Annotated in this window: 17 protein-coding genes; 8 read left to right on the top strand and 9 right to left on the bottom strand. The window is 46.3% G+C overall.

From position 1 onward, the window contains the following. Positions 1–26: 26 nt before the first annotated feature. A complete protein-coding gene (locus QUA71_RS13895; RefSeq protein ID WP_333285727.1) occupies positions 27–1,049 on the bottom strand; it encodes a cysteine peptidase family C39 domain-containing protein in 1,023 nt (340 codons plus the stop codon). Positions 1,050–1,469: 420 nt separating this feature from the next. On the opposite strand from QUA71_RS13895, the gene QUA71_RS13890 reads away from it, so the two are divergent. Next, positions 1,470–2,924 carry a methyl-accepting chemotaxis protein gene (locus tag QUA71_RS13890; RefSeq protein WP_333285726.1) on the top strand — a complete coding sequence of 485 codons (1,455 nt, stop codon included), beginning with the start codon at positions 1,470–1,472 and terminating at the stop codon, positions 2,922–2,924. Positions 2,925–3,005: 81 nt separating this feature from the next. On the opposite strand, the gene QUA71_RS13885 is transcribed toward QUA71_RS13890, so the two are convergent. Then, entirely contained in the window at positions 3,006–3,188 is a 183-nt protein-coding gene (locus QUA71_RS13885; protein ID WP_333285724.1) for a hypothetical protein, read from the bottom strand. A 177-nt stretch (positions 3,189–3,365) separates the two neighbouring features. Then, positions 3,366–3,599, bottom strand: coding sequence for a hypothetical protein (locus tag QUA71_RS13880; RefSeq protein WP_333285723.1), 234 nt, complete (start codon positions 3,597–3,599; stop codon positions 3,366–3,368). Here QUA71_RS13880 and QUA71_RS13875 point away from each other — a divergent pair. Continuing rightward, positions 3,598–6,366 (top strand): HAD-IC family P-type ATPase, encoded by a 2,769-nt coding sequence (locus QUA71_RS13875; RefSeq protein ID WP_333285721.1) that lies wholly within the window; start codon positions 3,598–3,600, stop codon positions 6,364–6,366. The genes QUA71_RS13880 and QUA71_RS13875 overlap by 2 nt on opposite strands. Positions 6,367–6,451: 85 nt before the next feature. Here QUA71_RS13875 and QUA71_RS13870 read toward each other — a convergent pair whose 3' ends face one another. Then, positions 6,452–6,871 (bottom strand): hypothetical protein, encoded by a 420-nt coding sequence (locus QUA71_RS13870; protein WP_333285720.1) that lies wholly within the window; start codon positions 6,869–6,871, stop codon positions 6,452–6,454. 890 nt (positions 6,872–7,761) lie between these two features. Here QUA71_RS13870 and QUA71_RS13865 point away from each other — a divergent pair. The 4 genes from QUA71_RS13865 (at position 7,762) to QUA71_RS13850 (ending at position 13,364) form a co-directional block, all read left to right on the top strand. After that, positions 7,762–9,156 (top strand): CmpA/NrtA family ABC transporter substrate-binding protein, encoded by a 1,395-nt coding sequence (locus tag QUA71_RS13865; protein ID WP_333285804.1) that lies wholly within the window; start codon positions 7,762–7,764, stop codon positions 9,154–9,156. Positions 9,157–9,235: 79 nt separating this feature from the next. After that, the gene (gene ntrB / locus QUA71_RS13860) at positions 9,236–10,078 is read left to right on the top strand and encodes a nitrate ABC transporter permease (RefSeq protein ID WP_333285718.1); all 843 of its coding nucleotides are present in this window, start codon (positions 9,236–9,238) and stop codon (positions 10,076–10,078) included. 255 nt (positions 10,079–10,333) lie between these two features. Then, positions 10,334–12,334 (top strand): nitrate ABC transporter ATP-binding protein, encoded by a 2,001-nt coding sequence (locus QUA71_RS13855; protein ID WP_333285716.1) that lies wholly within the window; start codon positions 10,334–10,336, stop codon positions 12,332–12,334. Positions 12,335–12,518: 184 nt separating this feature from the next. Further along, positions 12,519–13,364 carry a nitrate ABC transporter ATP-binding protein gene (locus QUA71_RS13850; protein WP_333285714.1) on the top strand — a complete coding sequence of 282 codons (846 nt, stop codon included), beginning with the start codon at positions 12,519–12,521 and terminating at the stop codon, positions 13,362–13,364. A gap of 460 nt (positions 13,365–13,824) precedes the next feature. On the opposite strand, the gene QUA71_RS13845 is transcribed toward QUA71_RS13850, so the two are convergent. The 3 genes from QUA71_RS13845 to QUA71_RS13835 form a co-directional block, all read right to left on the bottom strand. Continuing rightward, positions 13,825–15,558 carry a leucine-rich repeat domain-containing protein gene (locus QUA71_RS13845; RefSeq protein WP_333285712.1) on the bottom strand — a complete coding sequence of 578 codons (1,734 nt, stop codon included), beginning with the start codon at positions 15,556–15,558 and terminating at the stop codon, positions 13,825–13,827. 107 nt (positions 15,559–15,665) lie between these two features. After that, positions 15,666–16,805 (bottom strand): DUF6745 domain-containing protein, encoded by a 1,140-nt coding sequence (locus tag QUA71_RS13840; protein WP_333285710.1) that lies wholly within the window; start codon positions 16,803–16,805, stop codon positions 15,666–15,668. Further along, on the bottom strand, positions 16,792–17,085 hold the full coding sequence (locus QUA71_RS13835; protein WP_333285709.1) for a hypothetical protein: 294 nt from the start codon (positions 17,083–17,085) through the stop codon (positions 16,792–16,794). Before QUA71_RS13835 ends, QUA71_RS13840 begins: the two co-directional genes overlap by 14 nt. A 230-nt stretch (positions 17,086–17,315) precedes the next feature. Between QUA71_RS13835 and QUA71_RS29260 the strand changes: the two genes are divergently transcribed. Both QUA71_RS29260 and QUA71_RS29255 read left to right on the top strand, forming a co-directional pair. After that, positions 17,316–17,474, top strand: coding sequence for a DUF6888 family protein (locus QUA71_RS29260; RefSeq protein WP_445242796.1), 159 nt, complete (start codon positions 17,316–17,318; stop codon positions 17,472–17,474). Further along, positions 17,474–17,797, top strand: a complete 324-nt coding sequence (locus QUA71_RS29255; RefSeq protein ID WP_445243780.1) for a DUF6887 family protein — start codon at positions 17,474–17,476, stop codon at positions 17,795–17,797. The genes QUA71_RS29260 and QUA71_RS29255 overlap by 1 nt, the downstream gene beginning before the upstream one ends. 8 nt (positions 17,798–17,805) lie before the next feature. Here QUA71_RS29255 and QUA71_RS13830 read toward each other — a convergent pair whose 3' ends face one another. Both QUA71_RS13830 and QUA71_RS13825 read right to left on the bottom strand, forming a co-directional pair. Beyond that, positions 17,806–18,030, bottom strand: coding sequence for a hypothetical protein (locus QUA71_RS13830; protein WP_333285707.1), 225 nt, complete (start codon positions 18,028–18,030; stop codon positions 17,806–17,808). A gap of 18 nt (positions 18,031–18,048) precedes the next feature. Next, positions 18,049–19,827 carry a leucine-rich repeat domain-containing protein gene (locus QUA71_RS13825; protein ID WP_333285705.1) on the bottom strand — a complete coding sequence of 593 codons (1,779 nt, stop codon included), beginning with the start codon at positions 19,825–19,827 and terminating at the stop codon, positions 18,049–18,051. Between the last annotated feature and the right edge of the window lie 58 nt (positions 19,828–19,885).

Raw genomic sequence — 19,885 nt, 5'->3', positions numbered from 1 at the left:
GCTCTGCGCTTGATGATTTGTAAGCACTATTTCCCATCCAATCGGGGGACTCCTTCCAAAAAACTGCCGCTCAACATTAACTCAGTCATCCGGTCTAAGTGACCGCTGATTTTTAATTTTTTGTCTTTTTGAAAGCGCTCAATATCTGCTTGCAACTTACCAGAATTATATCCTAATTTACTCAAATAGTCAATAGCTTGCTGATTGCTTAACAAGATATCGGCAGACCGGAAAATCGGCACGTATTCCTCTCGCCAAATCTGGGCAAAAGTGGCCCTATCTAAATAGAAAATCCTGCCCCGCGCCGGGTCTCCAATGGCAGCTACACAGTCATTCATTCCCAGCAACGCCACCGCGTGGGGTAGCTTCCGAGGGCCGTCAAACAGCCAAACTGCTAGCACTCCGGGGCGATTAATTTGCTGAATTTGCTCCCAAGTTGGCGTTAGTTCGATCGCATTTACGCCCAAAGCTCTTGCTGCTATAATTAACTGCGGCATGGAAGTTCCCAAGCGACTCGTCCCGGCAAAACGCGCTACACTCGATTCCGTCGCATCGATTCCCCAACGCCTTAACACAGTTGCTAGCGCCGCCGGCGCGCAACTGCTGTTAGATGTTTGTCGAAACACACCGTTTGGCTGCAAATTATTTATTAAATCAGCGTAAATTGGCGCCATAAAATAGTTTTCAGCGCCTGTAAATCCTGCCAATCCCAAGCCACCAATTAAGATTACTGCGATTACTTGCGATCGCGCTGTCAACCAACTTATACTAAAGCCAATACCGCAGACTCCCATCAACATCACTCGTAGCAAAGTCCAAGTAACTTGCATCCCGTGAAAGCGCCACTCGATCGGCAAAGCTGGCATTTGAGGCATATTTAGAGCCAGTAGCAGCAAAGCAATATAAAAACCCAAAAAAGCTAGGGCGATAGAATTTCTGCCCTTAAACAAATCGTTAGCCGTCACTCCCGAGCGAACTAACACTCGCCCGAAGCGCATTCCCCAGACAAACAGCACCGAACCCAGCACTAGCGTCACTACTATTTCCATGAACTCAAAATTTTGTTGCTTAACTACGTTGTAACACGCTCCAAGTCGATCGCGGAGCCCAATCAATAGTTGGAGAGAGGAAGAGTGGGAGAGAGAATTTGACTATGTTTGGGTTTCGTTCCTCAATTTATCGCTACAATCGAATAAACCGGATTTATCCAAAATTGAAGCAGGTAGAACAACCCTTAATCCTAAAGGCTTGACCTGCATCGCTTGCTCGACATTAAGTTTTGCCATGTTTTTATTGATGAGTGTGAATCAATGGTTGACAATCAGATAATTCAGCTACCTAACCCAAAAGGAGATATTGTTATGTTTGCCAAGTTAAAGCTGAGAAACCGGATGTTACTCGGATCTGGAGTTCCCATTGATTTGAAGGCGATTAAGTAATTGTTTTGGTAATTATAGGAAAAGTTTAAGATGCTTAACTTCAACGCCACAAAATTAAGAGAACGTATCCTGTGGGGATATTCCATACCGATTTTGCTCTCATTTGGAGCAGCTACTTGGGTTTTTTTTCATGCTAAAAAAGTAGAAGAAAAAGCAAAAAATTTAAATAATTCTAATGCTATTGTTTTCGGTTTAAAAGATCTTGAGCTGGGATTCTCAGGTATGCAGAAAGCTGCTCGTGGCTATTTTTTGAGACAAGAGAGTGCTTTCTTAACTGAATACAATGAAGGGGTAAACAGCTTTGACTACTTCTATCAGGATTTACTTAAGCGGGTTCAAAACCCGAAGCAGCTCCAGCGGCTAGATCAAATGAATGTATTACAAGATCAGATAGACCAAGGCTATAGACAAGCCTTTTCTTTGGTCGATCGAGGTAAGCGAGACGATGGAATTAACTTGTGGAAGGCACAAATTGTACCAAAGCTTCGTCAGGTTGATGCTATAGCTAAGGAGTTTGAAAGCACCCAAGCAGAGATTTTAGCTAACAGAGAAAAACAGCAAATTCAAGCTTTGCAGTTCCTGACTACAGTCGTGATTTTAAGCACTGCTATAGCGGCGATTATGGCAATTGCGATCGCTCTGTGGATTGCTTCAGGCATTGCAAAGAGAATGAATCAGTCAGTCAATATGATTGTTAGTTCTTCCACAGAGATTGCTGCCACAGTTGAACAACAGGAACGCACAGCCGCACAGCAATCTAGATCTGTAAATCAAACTACAATCACAATGGATGAGTTGGGCGCTACTTCCCAACAATCAGCCCAGCAAGCCCACGCTGGTGCGGAATCTGCACGGCAAGCTTTAAAAATCACTGAAAAGGGAACCCTAGCAGTGGAGCAAACCCTGGAATCGATGACAATATTGAAAGAAAATGTCGGGGCGATCGCGGCACAAATTCTGAACTTGAGCGAACAAACCCATCAGATTGGCAATATCTCTACTGATGTAACAGATTTAGCCAATCAAACAAATATGCTGGCACTGAATGCCTCAGTAGAAGCAGTCCGGGCGGGCGAAAACGCCAAAGGTTTTACTGTCATAGCCACAGAAATCCGCAAACTAGCAGATAAAAGTAAGAAATCTGCCGAGAAAATTAACCGCCTAGTCGATGATATCAAGAATGCGATAAATTCCACTGTAACGGTGACACAGGAAGGTACTAAAACAGTAGAAGAAGGAACCAAAATCAGTCAAGAAACGGCAGCAGCTTTCTCGGAAGTAGCAAATGCTGTTAATAATGTGGTATTGAACAATCAACAAATTTCTCTAACTGCCCAACAACAAGCAGTGGCCATTCAACAAGTAGTGGAGGCGATGAACACCCTCAACCTATCGGCAAAAGAAACCGCTAGTGGTATTACTCAAACCAAATTAGGCACTCAACAATTGAACGATGCAGCCCAAAATCTCAATTCAATTGTCTAAAGGGTGATCAGTGTTTTGGGCTAGCAGACTAGCAATTGATAGCATTGAGTCATGAATTGATCTCGGAGCCCTCCCAGCTTGTCAAACAGCCGACATCCAAGTCAAAACGATCGCAGGCGATGGCATCGCGAAAGCCAGGGCGATCGAATTTCTGCCCTTAAACAAATCCTTAGCAGTAACGGACGATCGAACTAACACCCGCCCGAACCGCATTTCCCAGACAAACAGCACCGAACCCAGCACCAGCGTCACAAGTATTTCCATAAGTTCAGAATATGGTCGCTTAACTAGGTTTTAACATTTATGCGATCGTCCGTGGGGCAGCGGAGGAGGAGGAGAGAGTGGGAGCATTTTTCTTTTGCCTACTGCCTTCTTCCCTCTTTCTTTAACCACACCTAAAATTTGCCAAATGTCAAGGGACTCGATCGACTTTCCCCCATCTTAGCCACCAAGTCCCAAACAAGATTTAGCACCGGAAAAAATTCCCCAAATCTCTTGCCACAAACGGCCACATCCGTTGTAATATAGATGTAAGTCACAGCCCGTTAAAGTAATCCACAAACAATTAGGCCGCTCAATATATTCACGCTCCAACGAGCGGTGAGTTGTATTGAGCGTGCCTATTAATGAGCGATCGAAGTTCGTCAGACACCCCAAATATTCAGGAAGAATCATGCCATCAAGATCCGCCAACGATGTAGACGTAGCAGAGCAATATTGGCACTACCTAGAAATATCCAAGGTTGCAACTATCTTAGGAACCAACCTGGAAAGCGGTTTAGAACCGACAGAAGCCAACCATCGCCAACAGAAATTCGGGCCCAACGAACTAACGGTTAAAGCAGCGAAACCAGCCTGGTTAAAATTTATCCTGCAATTTAACCAACCCCTCCTGATCATCTTGCTGAGTGCAGGTTTAATCAAAGCAGTGATCGGAGAATGGCTAAACGCTAGCGTAATTTGGGGCGTAACAACCACCAACGCTACTATTAGTTTCATCCAAGAAGCTGGAGCCGAGAAAAAAATTGAAGCCCTAGCCCAAGCTGTCACCACCGAAGCCACAGTCATTCGGGGTGGCAAAAAATTAAGAATTCCCTCCAAAGAACTCGTAGTCGGTGACTTAGTAATCCTGAGTTCCGGCGACAAAGTACCGGCCGACTTGCGCTTAGTGAAAGTGCGCGACTTGCAAATTGACGAATCGGGACTCACCGGGGAATCAGTTGCTGTCGAAAAAGAATTAGGACAATCTGGAGACTTGGTTCTGCCACAAGAAACGCCGCTAGCAGAACGGGATAACATGGCCTATGCCGGCAGTTTTGTCACTTTTGGCCAAGCTAGCGGCATCGTAATTGCGATCGCCAATAAAACCGAAACCGGCAAAATCTCCCAACTATTAGATCGGCACCTCGACCTCACCACCCCCTTAACCCGCAAATTCAACCAATTCAGTCAAAACTGGCTGTTATTCGTGTTGGGAATGGCAACCTTGACCTTCGCCGTCAGATTGGGTAAGCCCGTCCCTGCAGGGGTTTCAGCCTTTAAAGAAGCAGTCGAACCCGCAGTTGCCCTGATTGTCGGCGCAATTCCCGAAGGCTTACCCGCCGTCATTACCGTCACCCTAGCCGTAGGCGTTTCCCGGATGGCAAATCGCCACGCGATCGTCCGCAAATTGCCCGCAGTCGAAACCCTCGGCGGCGCTACAGTCATCTGTTCCGACAAAACCGGAACTTTGACGGAAAACCAAATGACGGTGCAAGAAATCTATTCTGGCAGCGCATCCTACTCGGTTACGGGTAACGGATACAGCCCCGAAGGTGAAATTCAACTCAACCAACTGCCAATTACGGTCAGTCAAGCTCCAACTTTGCAAGAATGTTTGCAAGCCGGAATGATTTGCAATGACTCTCACTTGGAATTTAAAGATGATGATTGGATAGTCGTTGGAGATCCGACAGAAGGAGCGTTAATTGCTGTTGGTAAAAAAGCAGAATTGAGCCAGCAAACTTTAGAAAAGTCAATGCCGCGACTGGATTCAATTCCCTTTGAATCTCAGTTTCAATACATGGCAACTTTGCACCGAACTTCCACTGGTGGCAAAATTTTGTACGTCAAAGGTTCAGTAGAATCCATTCTCGGCCGCTGCAGTTCCAGTCTCGACACTCAAGGAAATCCGGTAAAAGTCGATCGCGAAGAAATTCACCATCAAGTCGATGAAATGGCAAAGCAAGGCTTGCGCGTCTTGGCTTTAGCGAAAAAGCCAGTACCCGAAGAGCAAAATTCCGTCGATCACTCGGATTTGGAGTCAGGCCTGGTTTTCTTGGGACTGCAAGGCATGATTGACCCGCCGCGGGCAGAAGCGATCGCAGCCGTCCAAGCTTGTCAAACCGCCGGCATCCAAGTCAAAATGATTACCGGCGACCACATCGCTACAGCCAAGGCGATCGCCCGCCGCATGGGATTCCGCAAAACTAAACACCACAGAGAACTTGTAGCCTACACCGGCGCCCAACTCGCCGAAATGAGCAAGAACGAACTCGCCGAAGCTGTAGAAGCAGGTTCAGTTTTTGCCCGCGTCGCCCCCGAACAAAAACTCCGCCTCGTAGAAGCCTTGCAGCAGAAAGGCGAAATTGTGGCGATGACGGGAGACGGCGTTAACGACGCGCCCGCTCTCAAACAAGCCGATATCGGGATTGCAATGGGCAGCGGTACGGAGGTTTCTAAGGAAGCCGCGGACATGATTCTGACTGACGATAACTTTGCGTCGATCGAATCTGCTGTAGAAGAAGGGCGATCTGTTTACAAAAATCTGCTCAAAGCAATTAGCTTCATTCTCCCAGTCAACGGCGGGGAGTCAATGACAATTTTGCTCAGCACGCTCCTAGGTCGAGAATTGCCGATTTTGTCGCTACAAATTCTCTGGCTGAATATGCTCAACTCGATCACCATGACTGTGCCTCTGGCTTTCGAGCCCAAGTCAGTGGGAGTCATGAAACAGCAGCCCCGACCGGTAAACGAACCTTTTCTCACCGGAAATCGGATCAAGCGGATCATCGCTATTTCTCTTTACAACTGGACTCTGATTTTCGGGATGTTTGAATGGGTGCGCCAAGCGGATTGGGGCACTTTGGAACTGGCCCGCACGATGGCGATTCAAGCTTTGGTAATGGGAAGAATTTTTTACCTGTTGAGTCTCAGCCAGTTGTTGCCTTCTTTGATTGCTAAGTTTAGCGGTTCTAAGGAAGAAGTTAGCGGTGCTCCCGCCCTCGGTGTGGGAATTGTCCTGGCGGTGATTTTGCAGATCATCTTTGCTAATTCTCCGTTTGTCAATCGCATATTTGAGACAGCTCCGATGAATCTGGATCAGTGGCTGATTTGTTTCGGAGTCGCGCTACCGATGATCGGTGTTGCTCTCTCCGTCAACCGCTTTGACCCGCCCAACTAACACGATTCTGCATTCAGGAAAGCTTCGTAGTGAGGAATGCGAGTCCGCATCCATCAGAGGACTCACATTCCTCACTACAAACCAATTATAGTTTATTATCAAAAGCGCGATCGCGTAAATAAACCCAAAATAAGATCGCCATAGATAAAACACAAGAAACTTTCCAAACAAATAACCACCAAGGGCTCCACCACGCGCCGGTTTGTACTTCGACAATATCTGAGCCACCAAACAAGAAAAAAATTAGGGTAGTAATCAGGCGATGAGTTCTGGTTTTTCCATATTTTTTTACGGCATTAACAGCGAAACCAATAGCAAAGCAAAACCAGATGAAGGCTTCAATATAATTGCCATTTACATAAATTTGTTCTAATAACTTAGCTTGTGCTTCAGCTTGTTCTAAAGAAGCAGGATTTAACATGATTTGCCATGAATAAGCACCCCCTATGCCCAGAAAAATAAACATAATTGTTAGTCTTATTGCTGCACCTTTTGTCAAATTCATAAATTAATTTTTAGGGTGGCTTAGGTGGTAACTATATTAACCCACATTCCGCACCCGAGACTGTCACAATCGGTTTTTTCGGAAGCTCGATCGAAAATTAAGTTTCTTTTTATACAAAGGTACTGATCGCTCGTGGCAACGCTCGACAGTCTCAAGCGATCGAATAACCAAAATTCGTAGTGTGCCAGTTGGGGGTGCGGAATGTGGGTTTTACAGAAATCGAACCTGAAAGCCCACGTCATATCATATCCGGTAAAACACTTACGATTAAGCGCCAATTTTAGTCCACCAATGAAAACCCGTTAACCCTTTGAAAACAGCAGTATCGTAAAACCTGAATTATTTCTGTATAACCCGCTACAATTAATCCTTAAAAAACTACAAATGTATTAAAAAAGCAAATCGGCGCTGGTGGCGATATTAGTCGCTTATTGACAAGAGATTTGAATGACCCGCGATCGCCCTTCGCTACAACCTTTAGCCCGCAAGTCTTGGTTTGAACCAGTTTTGATAAGCAAACCCGATCGCTCTTCCCAACGCCTCCTTATCGAGAGCGCAGTCCCAAAAGATTTACTTATCAATCGAATTTAATAATTGTTTTATAATTTCCGCAAGAGTACGGTAGAGTTAATTATCAAGTGAAGGAAACGTGCGGCTCGCAAAAAGTGAGTTCACACAACTCGGCCGATCGAAATATCGATATTAATCAAACCAGTCAAATCAGCAGGGATAGTTTAAAGACTTATACTAGCTATAAATCTTTCGCTCCCTCCTGCCAACCTGCGCTCAAAACAGTTAGCTAAACCCAATTAGCGAACAGCAAAAAAGCGCGTTGATAACCTTCAGTGAATGTTGTTACAGAAGATTATGAATTGCAGCGAGGCTATGCTATGACAAGATTTTCAGATGAATTTTCTGCGCTTTCTCGGCGTAAATTTATCATCAAAGCAGGTGCATCTGCCCTGGGTTCAATACTGCTAAAAGGTTGTTTGGGAAACCCCCCAGAACCCGGTGCAACTGCCGGTGCTGACGGCGCGATACCCGCAGCTACCTCAGTAGTGGCTGTTGCCAACGAGAAAAGAGTCGAAGGAATTGAAAGCACTAAAATCACATTGGGATATATCCCGATCGTCGAAGCAGCACCTTTAATCATTGCCCAAGAAAAAGGCTTTTTTGCCAAATACGGCATGACCGAAGTCACGATTGCTAAGCAAGCCAACTGGGGCTCGGCAAGAGATAACGTAGAAATCGGATCGGCAGGCGGCGGCATTGACGGCGGCCAGTGGCAAATGCCCATGCCTTATCAAATTAGTAAAGGTCTGATCACCAAAAACGGCGTCCAAATCCCGATGTATGTTTTGGCCCAGTTGAACACTCAAGGAAATGGAATTGCGATCGCAGCCAAACACCAAGGCAAAGGCCTCGGACTTAAACTAGATCAAGCGGCCCAAGACTACATCAAAGGCCTCAAACAAGCAGGCACGCCCTTCAAAGCAGCCTACACCTTCCCCAAAGTTAATCAAGACTTGTGGATTCGCTACTGGCTGGCAGCTAACGGCATCGATCCCGACGCAGATGTCGAACTGCTAACAGTACCGGCCGCCCAAACTGTCGCCAACATGAAAACCGGAAGCATGGACGGTTTCAGCACCGGCGACCCCTGGCCGCTGCGGATTGTCAAAGAAAACATCGGCTTCATGTCCGCCCTCACCTCCGAAATCTGGAAAGCACATCCAGAGGAATATCTAGCAATTCGCGGCGACTGGGTAGACAAACACCCCAAAGCCACCGAAGCCTTACTCGCAGGACTAATTGAGGCACAGCAGTGGTGCGACAAGCCCGAACATCGAGCCGAATTAGTCGCCATTGTTTCTGGAAGAAACTTCTTTGACGTATCTCCGACGGTTTTGACGCCTCCTTATGAAGGCAAGTATGTCATGGGCGACGGCAAACCAGACATCAACGACAGAATGAGCAGTCCGCTGTACTGGAAAGACGACATCGGCAACGTTTCCTATCCCTACAAGAGTCACGATTTGTGGTTCTTAACCGAAAGCGTTCGCTGGGGTTTCTTGCCAACAAAAACCTTGGCAGATTCTAAGACAATCATCGATAAAGTCAACCGAGAAGATTTGTGGAAAGCCGCAGCTAAATTAGCCGGAGTTGCTGATGCTGACATTCCGAAAAGTACCTCTCGCGGCGTTGAGAAGTTCTTTGACGGCACAGAATTTAACCCGGACAAGCCAGAAGCTTATCTCAAGAGTTTGGCAATTAAAAAAGTGTGATGGGGTCTTAGTTTCCCATAATTGAGTCTCGAAATTTAGTCTCGAAAATATACACCACCAGACATAGGAGATGACCAGCATGGCTGTAAGTACAAGTCGGAGAGGCGGCAATGCACAAGGAGCTTTTGGCGAGTTTTGGAAGAATAATTCCCCGAATATCTTGCCACCACTTTTGGGAGTAATTGGATTTCTGTTAGTTTGGCAGTTCCTGTCGAGTTTGGGAATTATCAAATTGCCGGGGCCGATCAGCGTTTGGACGGACGAACGGACGCGGATTTTGTTGCTGTATCCTTTTATGAACTCCAAAACCTACGGAGTCGGCTTATTTTGGCAGACTTTGGCGAGTTTGGAACGGGTAGCAAAAGGCTACACTCTCGCGGCCGCTGTGGGAATCAGCATGGGAGTTGTGGTAGGTACGAATCCCTTTTTGAACAAGGCTTTAGATCCGATTTTCCAGTTTTTGCGGATGGTAGCGCCTTTGGCTTGGGTGCCGATCGCCCTGGCTGCACTGCAACAAAACGAACCTGCTGCTTTGTTCGTGATTTTTATCACTTCAGTTTGGCCGATTTTAATCAACACGGCTGAAGGTGTTCGCCAAATTCCCGACGATTACAACAACGTGGCGAAAGTGCTGCAACTTACTCGAAAGGAATATTACATCAACATCTTGTTTCCGTCGGCGCTTCCTTATATCTTCACAGGATTGAGAATTGCGATCGGTTTGGCTTGGCTGGCGATTATTGCTGCGGAAATCGTGATGTCTGGGATTACGGGTATCGGCTTCTTTATTTGGAATGCTTACCAGCAAAACTACATCAGCGAAATTCTGTTAGCGGTGTTCTACATTGGGGCTGTTGGTTTGTTGCTCGATCGCATGATGGCTTGGTTGCAGCAAAAGATTGCTCCTAGTCAAGGAAAGTAGTTTTGAGTTACTTCTTTGATGCCGGAAGAATTAGGATTATTTAACCGCGAAGACGCGTTAGCGAAGCGGCGCGCAAGCGCTAGGACACGAAGGAAGAAGAGGGAAGAAGAGCGAAGCAGTAGATAATCTTCTACGGGTAACGGAGTCACAGTATTTATGCTTCCCGTCTCTCCCTCCACTCTACTTCTAGGCTCTGCCTGGGAAGTTAATTAGCAGCTATCGAAATAACAAACCTACAAAAAAGGCAAGAAAATCATGTCTGTTTTGATTGCAGTAGAACAAGTCGAAAAAGTTTTTAATTTATCAGACGGTGGCACATACATAGCCCTCAAAGGCATCGATCTGGAAATAAAAAAAGGCGAATTTATCTCATTAATTGGACACTCCGGCTGTGGCAAATCTACGCTGCTCAATATGGTGGCAGGTTTGGATTTGCCGACATCCGGATTGGTGACAATTGAAGGGCAAAGAATCACCCAGCCAGGCCCCGATCGCATGGTAGTATTCCAAAACTATTCGCTGCTACCTTGGCGGACGGTCAGAGAAAACATTACCCTAGCCGTAGACTCGGTAATGAGCGGCTTACCCAAAGCCGAACGCCTCGAAATCATTCAAAAACACATCGACATGGTGGGCTTGACGCCCCACGCCGAGAAGCAACCCGCACTGCTATCGGGCGGACAAAAACAGCGCGTGGCGATCGCCCGTGCTCTGGCCCTGCGCCCCAAACTGTTACTCTTAGACGAACCCTTCGGCGCTTTGGATGCTTTGACTCGCGGCAACTTGCAAGAAAAGTTAATGGAAATTTGCCAAGAGTACGAAATCAGCGCCCTGATGGTAACGCACGATGTGGATGAGGCCGTGTTGCTGAGCGATCGCATCGTCATGCTCACCAACGGCCCAGAATCGAAGATTGGCGGGATTCTCGAAGTAGACATCCCCCGCCCCCGCAAACGGATGGAAGTAGTCTCACACCCCAGCTACTACGCTCTACGCAGCGAAATGATTTACTTCCTCAACCAGCAGAAGCGCGTCAAAAAACTGCGGGCGCGGAAAGTACCCGCGATCGCCCGCCACGGTCTAGAAAAAGTCAACCTCGAACTCGGCTTTATTCCGCTGGCAGCCTGTGCTCCCCTCGCTGTCGCCAAAGAAAAAGGCTTTTTTGCCAAGCACGGCCTCGATGAAGTCCACCTCGTGCGGGAAACAAGCTGGCGCGGCATCGTAGACGGCATCGCCGCAGGTTACTTAGACGCAGCTCAAATGCCCTCTGGGATGGCGGTGTGGTTGAGCTTGGGGGGCCACCAAGAGAAGCCGATTCCGACGGTTACAGCCCTCACTATGAGCCGCAATGGCAACGGAATTACCCTCGCGAGGCGCTTTTACGACCAAGGGATCTACACTCTGGCAGACTTTAAAAAAATGCTCCAGAGAACGCCCGCGCAAACGCACCGTATGGGCATCGTTCACCCTTCTTCGATGCACAACCTCTTGCTGCGTTACTGGCTGGCTTCCGGTGGCATTGACCCGGATCGCGATGTGTTGCTGAAAAATATCCCACCGGCTCAGATGATCGTTGACTTGCAGGGCGGCACTATTGACGGTTTCTGCGTCGGCGAACCTTGGAACTTGCGGGCATCGATGGAAGGAGTCGGCTTTACGGTGGCGACAGATTTAGAACTGTGGCCCGGACACCCCGGGAAAATTCTCGGAGTTCGGGAAGACTGGGCAAATGCTTATCCCAACACTCACATTGCTCTAGTCAAAGCTTTGCTGGAAGCTTGCCACTATTGCGCCGATCCAAATCACGCCGCCGAGGTTTCGGAAATTGTCGCCGGAAGGGAGTACGTCGCTACTGATAAGAGTTACATCCAACTCGGCGACCCGAACTCTTTTGCTTGCAACCTCGATACTCCGATGCGGGAATACGCCCACCACTTGTTTTCTGGAGAGGGGGTGAATCGCCCAAGCCGCACCGAACAACTCTGGCACATGGTGCAGATGGCGCGCTGGGGCGATACTGTGTTCCCGCGCAACTGGGTGGAAATTCTGGAGCGGGTGGTGCGAGTCGGTGCGTTCAGCACGGCGGCGCGAGAGCTGGGGATGGCTGATATTACTTACACTCGCGGTTCTCTCAGCTTGTTTGACGGCTCGGTGTTTAATGCAGACGATCCGATCGGCTATCTCAACAATCTGGCGATTAAACGCGATTTCACGATGGCGGAAGTTGTACTCGATTCCGGTCGCCGAGCTGCTTAGAGCGGTTTTTAGTTCGATAAAAACAGGGTAATTGCTAATTGTTAGTTGTTGGTTTTTAGCGGTTAATTGCTAGTGAGCAATTCCCTCTTCATGACCTCCGTTACATCCGTTAAATCCCGTACATTGCTCGTTGCCGAACTTCCTTCTTTCTTTGCGAATCACCCACTCACAATTTCCTAAACCAATGCTCAACACCACTAAAAACCAGACGAACACCAAAACTCAAATCCAGCCGGGAAAAGGTCGCCGCCAACCTTTTTTGGTGATGGACAATGTTTACAAAGAATATCCAAACGGTTACAGGGCTTTAGAAAACGTCAATCTGAATGTAGCGGAGGGAGAGTTTATTGCTCTGATCGGACACTCGGGCTGCGGTAAATCAACACTGTTAAATATGGTGTCGGGTTTTAGCCATCCGAGCCAGGGCACCGTGTCGATTAACGGGCAGCGGATTACGAAGCCGGGCCCCGATCGCATGGTGGTGTTTCAGGGTTATGCTTTGCTGCCTTGGCGAACGGTGTTTGAAAATGTTTATCTGGCGGTTAATGCTGTATTTCCGAATAAGTCGAAGGTGGAAAAAAATGCGATCGTCAAAGAGCATTTGGCGATGGTGGGATTGACAGAAGCTGCTGAGAAAAGACCGCCGCAAATTTCGGGGGGGATGAAGCAACGGGTTTCGATCGCCCGCGCCTTGGCAATTCGCCCGAAAGTGCTGATTTTAGACGAACCTTTTGGTGCTCTGGACGCAATTACTAAGGAGGAATTGCAAGAAGAGTTGCTGAAAATCTGGAACGATCACCGCTGTACGGTGTTGATGATTACTCACGACATTGATGAAGCGCTGTTTTTAGCCGATCGACTGGTGATGATGACTAATGGCCCATCGGCGACAATTGGCGAAGTTTTGGAGATTCCTTTTCCGCGTCCGCGCGATCGGGTTCAAATGATGGAAGATCCGGAATACTACAATTTGCGGAACTACGCCCTAGATTTCCTGTTCCGTCGCTTTGCACACGATCACGATGCCTAATCGGTTGGGAAATCAAAGTTAAAGAGGAGAATTATGGGACTTCTGGAAAAATTTTAATTCTTGTGCGGAGTAGGGGTTGGGCATCCTGCCGGCCCAAGACGAGCTTTTTTGCAGAAGTCTATTGAAAAGTTGAAGCCCCAGTGTTCCCCGGTTTCAGGGGAACATCGCTAGGGGCGCAATTTTCCCGATCCGGTTGGGTAAACTGAAGCTGAATGGTGGGCGATAAGTTTTTTCGGACGTTCGGATCTTTTTCCGATATTTTACGTCTACCAGCCAAGAGACCCGATTGCCTAGCTGTCGGTAAGCTGGCATGAACTGAGCCCACCTTCGATCGAGGGTGGGCTTCTTCTTCATGTTATTAACTGTTTTTGGGCGATCGCTGGTTTGTGCATTCCACCCTGTGAACTGGCACACTGCGGGGCATTGATTTGTGTTGGATGGATTAGGCGATCGAAAATCTTTAAGTTTGCACGCTAAATTCCTCTGGATCGATATCCCAATTTACCCAACGAATTGCTTCTTTAGCCGATCGCACATCAGGCGGCACTCGCAAAGCGTGAATAAATCCCGTGCTCGGACAAGTCATTTTTAACAAATAAACTGGCTTTGCATTGCCCTCGTTATCAAAATCATCCTCAAACTCGATGCTTAATAAAGTGTATTCCTGCCAACTATCTAATTCTGTCACCGCTAATTCTTGACAAATGCGATCGTAACCAATTCTCTGAATTAACAATCGACGAAGTTCGGCATTTTCTTCAGATAAAAGCCATTCTGGTTGCCACCGATCGGGGTGTACTCTTCCGTATTTTTCGGGTAATTTAACGCCGTGGTGAAAGTATAAACTGTAGCCGTCGGCAAATGCGATCGCCGGTTCTCCTTCAGCGTGTAGTCGATTTTCAGCGTCAAAGCGAAGGTGCAGGGGGCGATCGCAAATTATGCAAATTTTTTCAAACGGCAAGATCCACCCGCATTCCTCGAACAACTGTTGCTTGCAGTGAAATAGTTCTTGGGCTTTCAAGTCGAGAGTAAAACCACATTTCGAGATAAAAAATTCAGTCAAATGGATTTGCTTCAGCAGATCCTTAGAGGTTAGTGGCTGTAGATAGTTATAATCTGAGAGGAAATCAACTGCCTGCGATTCTCGGTAATTTTCTACTAATTGATTAAATTCTGTCTGGAGTATGGGCTCGGCATCCGGATCTAGTATTATTTGCTCGAATAGAGCCTCCCACAACACCGGACTCAAAGTTCCTACATCTACCGATTGATATAACTCATTTAACAACGACTTGCCCCATCCTGAATTACCAGTCGCTATTAGCGATATTTGATGTTGTGCTATACAGTCATTTTGTAGTTGTTTTAGTAGTGTTAGAGTAGCTGGCAGACTGCTGGCAACAAGAACTTTAGGTGCTTCTCTATCGATACCTGCATATATTTTTTTCAGGGTTTCTGTAGCTTTTTCATAATCAATTGGTGCCGTAAAGAGCGTCAGGTACTTTTGTGTAAATTCGATCGACACATTTAAGCCGATAATTGGATTGCAGTGGAGAGACAAGCCTTTCAGGTTGATGAGTGCCGACAGCGGGGCGATGTCAGTAATTTCATTGCTGAAGAGATACAGGGATGTCAGGCTGATGAGTGCCGACAATGGGGTGATGTCGGTAATTTGATTGCAGTAGAGATTCAGGTCTGTCAGGTTGGTAAGTGCCGACAATGGGGTGATGTCGGTAATTTGATTGGAGCAGAGATTCAGGGATGTCAGGTTAGTGAGTGCCGACAGCCCCCTGATGTCGGTAATTTGATTGTTGTTGAGATACAGGAATGTCAGGTTGGTGAGTGCCGACAGCCCAGTGATGTCGGTAATTTGATTGTTGTTGAGATACAGGGATGTCAGGTTGGTGAGTGCCGACAGCCTAGTGATGTCGGTAATTTGATTGTTGTTGAGATACAGGGATGTCAGGTTGGTGAGTGCCGACAGCGGAGTTAGGTCGGTAATTTGATTGCCGTCGAGAGAAAGTTCCGTGAGGTTTGAAAGTATCCGAGCGGCTTTATTGCACTTAGAAGTGCGAGCCCGTTTTAACAGCACTTCAACTGTATCTCTTGCCGATTTTGAAAGACTATCTTTGTGCGTGCACCAGTCGGCAAAGCTACTAAAATTAATTGGTTGGTTTGCTTGTGGTTCTGACATAGTAAATTCCGATTCTATTTTGGTAAAATTTCAGTCTGCCTGTCCGTCAGTTCCGCAGTCCGGCAGGGGTTTAAACCCCTGCCGGCCTGTGTGGCAATTAAAAATCTTCAAGTTTGCACGCTAAACTCCGCTGGAGCGATATCCCAATTTACCCAACGAATTGCCTCTTGAGCCGATCGCACATTTGGCGGCACGCGCAAAGCGTGAATGTGTCCCGTACTTGGACAATTCATTTTTAACAAATAAACTGGCTTTGCATTACCCACCCAATCAAAATCATCGTCAAACTCGATGCTTAATAAAGTGTATTCCTGCCAACTATCTAATTCTGTCACCGCTAATTCTTGACAAAGGCGATCGTAAGTAATTCCCTGAATTAACGCGCGCCGAACTTCTGCATTCTGTTCCTTCAACACCCACTTAGACTGCCACTGGTGCGGGTGCAGCCTACCGTACCATTGGGGCAAAATCACGCCGTGATAGGCGTAAATCGAAACACCGTCGGCAAATTGTACCGCTGGTGCTCCTTCGGCGTGCAAGCGGTAGTTGCTGTCTGCGGAAAGTGCGATCGGCTTTTCGCAGACAACGCAAACTTTTTCATAGGGATAAATCAAGCCGCAATCCCGGACAATCGATTGAAAAACTATCCAATTTCTGCGGTTGGAATGAGGTAAATTTAGAACGGAAATGCAAAAATCCAACAAACTGCCATAAGCAGCCCACAATACTGGTTGAATGCAATTACTGAATTGTTTTCCTAATGTTTGCCAGTAAATGTCTCCACTCCGCTCATTGAGCACCTCTTGCGGTAGCAATTGGCTTGCTATTTCCCCAGCTAAATAATTGCGGTGCGCCTCCCACAATTGCGTTTGCAGTTGAGTATAAAGTCGAGCTGACCGTTGAGTTTGCAGTTGGCTTTGCAGTTCGGTTTCTAGTTGGCTCCCCAAATAACCTCGCAGTTGTTTTTCTAGCTGGCTGCGAAGTTTTGTCTCGAATTGGCTCCGCAGTTCGCTGCTGGGATTGTCAAATCGACTGAGGATTAGATCTGCAGCTTCGTAGGGGCGATCGACAAAAATGATTTCCGGTGCTTTTTTGCCGATCGCACTGTAAGCCAATTTTATTGTTTCCGCAGCTTGTGAGCGATTTATCGGGCCAGTGGAAAGCGAGATCGCTCTCCACTTTTCCCGATAAACTGGAATCAAAGCTGCTTGTTCAGGCGTTAGTTTTTTAACCTTAGTCTTCGACATACCTCCAACCTTGGGGCTCATATTCGCGCTGAATTCGCACCATCCAATTACCTTCGGGAATTGCGATCGCATGGTGTTCTTCGTGACTCAATAAAGCTGTCGGTGAAAGCACCCGCAAGTACAGAGTGCCGTCTTTTTCGTACAGTTCAGCTTGTCCTTCAATAATCTGGTGAGAATGTCCCGTGACTTCACCTTCGGCGAGAGTTAGGTGAGGTTTTTTTTCTCCTTCGATTTTCGGTACGGGAGTGAGAATTACGTCGCCTTGTCGGATGGGTTGCATAGGTTTTTTCTAAATTCTGTTTGCTGGTGTCGGTCGATCGACCTTTTCTACCGTAACTCAATACTACATTGGTAATACACGGGAGTCAATATCCACAAACCACATTCCATAACTCTTTGCTGCACTGACAGGCGTTATCTTGGATCGTGAAAGTCGCCTGGGTGAGGGCGGGTTTATAGATATTGTCGATGTGAATGAAAGATTGTTGGTGAAACCCGCCACTACAAATATTGTGGTTAATTTATGGAATCAGTTATTACTTGACATATTTGGCATTGCAACCTATTAACCTCGTCTGTGTTGACGAGAGAAGCAAAAAGTTGTTCGTGTTGGCTGGATATGACGAGGAAATTGAGATTGAAATTGCTCCAAATGGGGAGGTAGTTTAATGAGCCAAGTAGATTATACTGCAATTTCATATGGAGAATTGAAGCGTTATTTTCTTAAAAATTGCGGGAATAAAGCTGCACTACAAGCCTACTTAGACAGGCGGAAAAAGCGGTCTAATTCAATCATAAAAAAAGTGGAGATTCGGATTTCGATACTAAGATTGAGGCAGCCATTCGCCAGCAAATGCAAGAATATAAAGGTTAGTCTTCAGTCCGCGCACTTGGACGAAAGTTTGTGTAGGATAGGTTTCAACTGCCGACTCTTATCAACTAGGTTTCTAACTTGCCCTAAATTTCAAGTTGGCACCGAAAAATCCTCATAATCGACATCCTAATTCACCCAGCGAATCGCTCCCCTTGCAGATTGCATCTCAGGCGGAACCAGCAAAGCATGAATGAATCCGGTACTCGGGCAAGTCATTTTTAACAAGTAGATTGCCTCTTTTTCAGGAACATTATCATCAGGATCGAAATTAGCAGGATCGAAGCCATCAATATCAGCATCAATTCTTAGCAGGGTGTATTCTTGCCAGCAATCTAATTCTGTGGCTTGCAATTCTTGGCAAATTCTGGCTTAACCAATTCCCTGAATTAACACTCGCCTTAATTCGGCATTTTCTTCTTCTAAAATCCACGTAGATTCCCACTGATTGGGGTGGATTTGTCCGTATTTTTCGGGCAAGGTGACGCCGTGGTAGGAGTAGAGTTTGTAGCCGTCGCTAAATTCGATCGCGCTTTCTCCTTCTGCGTGTGGCCGATGTTCGCTGTCGAGGGAGAGTTTTAAAGGGCGATCGCACACATAGCAAACCTTGTCAAACGCAAAAATCCAGCCACATTCAACTAAAAGCTGCTTCAAGCATTCAAAAGCTTTTTGTGCATCTGGGTTGAGAACAATTCTAAGTACAGAGACACAGAAGTCAGCCACACAGATTTTATCCCACAGGTATGCCCGATTAACGATCGAGGTTGAGTTGTCTCTACAATAGTCCCAAAAATCACGTTGCAATTCTTGTGTGAGCTGCCGCTCCCATTCTATTAATTGGGGCAAATACGAACTACTATATCTTATTAAGTTAAAAGGCCTATATGCCGATTCTAGCTGTTGGTAAATAAGCTGGAAAAAAGCTGTTTTTGGCTGTGGTTGCTCACTTGTTAGTGCAAAATAATACAAGCACAAAAAAAATATATACCTAAACGGCAGACAGGCTGGTTCTAGCTGTTTGTAAATACGCTGAAAAAAATCATTTTTATTAGTGGGAGATTTCAATTTTTTTAACTGTGTTATGGCAGAGTGGGGACTCGAACAAAAAATAATTTTCGGGCAAGTCTTGCCGAGAGCTGTGTAGGCAAATTCGATCGCGGCTGCGGCACGAGTGCGATCGACTCGCTCTGTGGAATTGGCGAGAGATTTCCACAGATATTGGAGGGGTGTTAGGTCTGATAAAAGATTGTTAGGCAGAGACAGCTTTTTCAAATCGATCAGAGAGTGCAGGGGGGTGAGATCTGATATTTGATTGTTGTCCAGATTCAACTCTATCAAATTGGTCAGAGATTGTAGGAGTGTGAGGTCTGATATTTGATTGTTGTCCAGATTCAGATATTTCAAACTGGTTAGAAATTGCAGGGGTTTGAGGTCTGATATTTGATTGTTTACCAGATTCAGATTATTCAAATTGGTCACAGATTGCAGGGGTTTGAGGTCTGATATTTGATTGTTATCCAGATTCAGATATGTCAAATTGGTGACCAGAGACTTCAGCGGTGTTAAGTTTGATATTTGATTGTTGTCCAGATTCAGGTATGTCAAAATCGTCAGAGATTTCAGTGGCGTTAGGTCTGATATTTGATTGTTGTCCAGATTCAGATTAGTCAAACAGGTCAGAGATTTCAGGGGTGTTAGGTCTGATATTTGATTGTTGTCCAGATTCAGATTAGTCAAACAGGTCAGAGATTTCAGGGGTGTTAGGTTTAATATTTGATTGTGGGACAGATTCAGATATTTCAAACTGGTTAGAGAGTGCAGGGGTGTCAGGTCTGATATTTGATTTTTTTCCAGATTCAGCTCTATCAAATTGGTCAGAGATTGCAGGGGTGTTAGGTCAGATATTTGATTGTTGCCCAGATTCAGATTAGTCAAATTGGTCAGAGATTGCAAGGGTGTTAGGTCTGATATTTGATTTTTTTCCAGATTCAGATCGGTCAAATTTGACAGTATTTGTTCTAATTTATAAAAGCCAGACTTTCGTGCTGTTAACAACAGCACCTTAACTGTATGCTTCGCTTCTTGTGAAAGGCTGCCAAAGTGCAAGCGCCAGTCAGAAGTGGTCGTAGGGTTTGGTTGTTGAGAGGACATAGGGCAATAACCTCCTAGAAAAGTTGCTAAAATCTGATGTCGGTATCTACCTTAAATA

The organism is Microcoleus sp. MON1_C5, assembly GCF_036701875.1.
Lineage (GTDB): Bacteria > Cyanobacteriota > Cyanobacteriia > Cyanobacteriales > Microcoleaceae > Microcoleus.
The sequence above is the reverse complement of the archived record's forward strand: the minus strand, read 5'-3'. Positions and strand labels throughout refer to the sequence as shown.

Bases quoted from the DNA above. Each gene is read 5' to 3' on its own strand.
- QUA71_RS29255 (WP_445243780.1), top strand. From the start codon at position 17,474: ATGAGCCAAGTAGATTATACTGCAATTTCATATGGAGAATTGAAGCGT.
- QUA71_RS13825 (WP_333285705.1), bottom strand. From the start codon at position 19,827: ATGTCCTCTCAACAACCAAACCCTACGACCACTTCTGACTGGCGCTTG.
- QUA71_RS13835 (WP_333285709.1), bottom strand. From the start codon at position 17,085: ATGCAACCCATCCGACAAGGCGACGTAATTCTCACTCCCGTACCGAAA.
- QUA71_RS13855 (WP_333285716.1), top strand. From the start codon at position 10,334: ATGTCTGTTTTGATTGCAGTAGAACAAGTCGAAAAAGTTTTTAATTTA.
- QUA71_RS13880 (WP_333285723.1), bottom strand. From the start codon at position 3,599: ATGATTCTTCCTGAATATTTGGGGTGTCTGACGAACTTCGATCGCTCA.
- QUA71_RS13845 (WP_333285712.1), bottom strand. From the start codon at position 15,558: ATGTCAGAACCACAAGCAAACCAACCAATTAATTTTAGTAGCTTTGCC.
- QUA71_RS13895 (WP_333285727.1), bottom strand. From the start codon at position 1,049: ATGGAAATAGTAGTGACGCTAGTGCTGGGTTCGGTGCTGTTTGTCTGG.
- ntrB (WP_333285718.1), top strand. From the start codon at position 9,236: ATGGCTGTAAGTACAAGTCGGAGAGGCGGCAATGCACAAGGAGCTTTT.
- QUA71_RS13840 (WP_333285710.1), bottom strand. From the start codon at position 16,805: ATGTCGAAGACTAAGGTTAAAAAACTAACGCCTGAACAAGCAGCTTTG.
- QUA71_RS13890 (WP_333285726.1), top strand. From the start codon at position 1,470: ATGCTTAACTTCAACGCCACAAAATTAAGAGAACGTATCCTGTGGGGA.
- QUA71_RS13850 (WP_333285714.1), top strand. From the start codon at position 12,519: ATGCTCAACACCACTAAAAACCAGACGAACACCAAAACTCAAATCCAG.
- QUA71_RS13875 (WP_333285721.1), top strand. From the start codon at position 3,598: ATGCCATCAAGATCCGCCAACGATGTAGACGTAGCAGAGCAATATTGG.
- QUA71_RS13885 (WP_333285724.1), bottom strand. From the start codon at position 3,188: ATGGAAATACTTGTGACGCTGGTGCTGGGTTCGGTGCTGTTTGTCTGG.
- QUA71_RS13870 (WP_333285720.1), bottom strand. From the start codon at position 6,871: ATGAATTTGACAAAAGGTGCAGCAATAAGACTAACAATTATGTTTATT.
- QUA71_RS13865 (WP_333285804.1), top strand. From the start codon at position 7,762: ATGACAAGATTTTCAGATGAATTTTCTGCGCTTTCTCGGCGTAAATTT.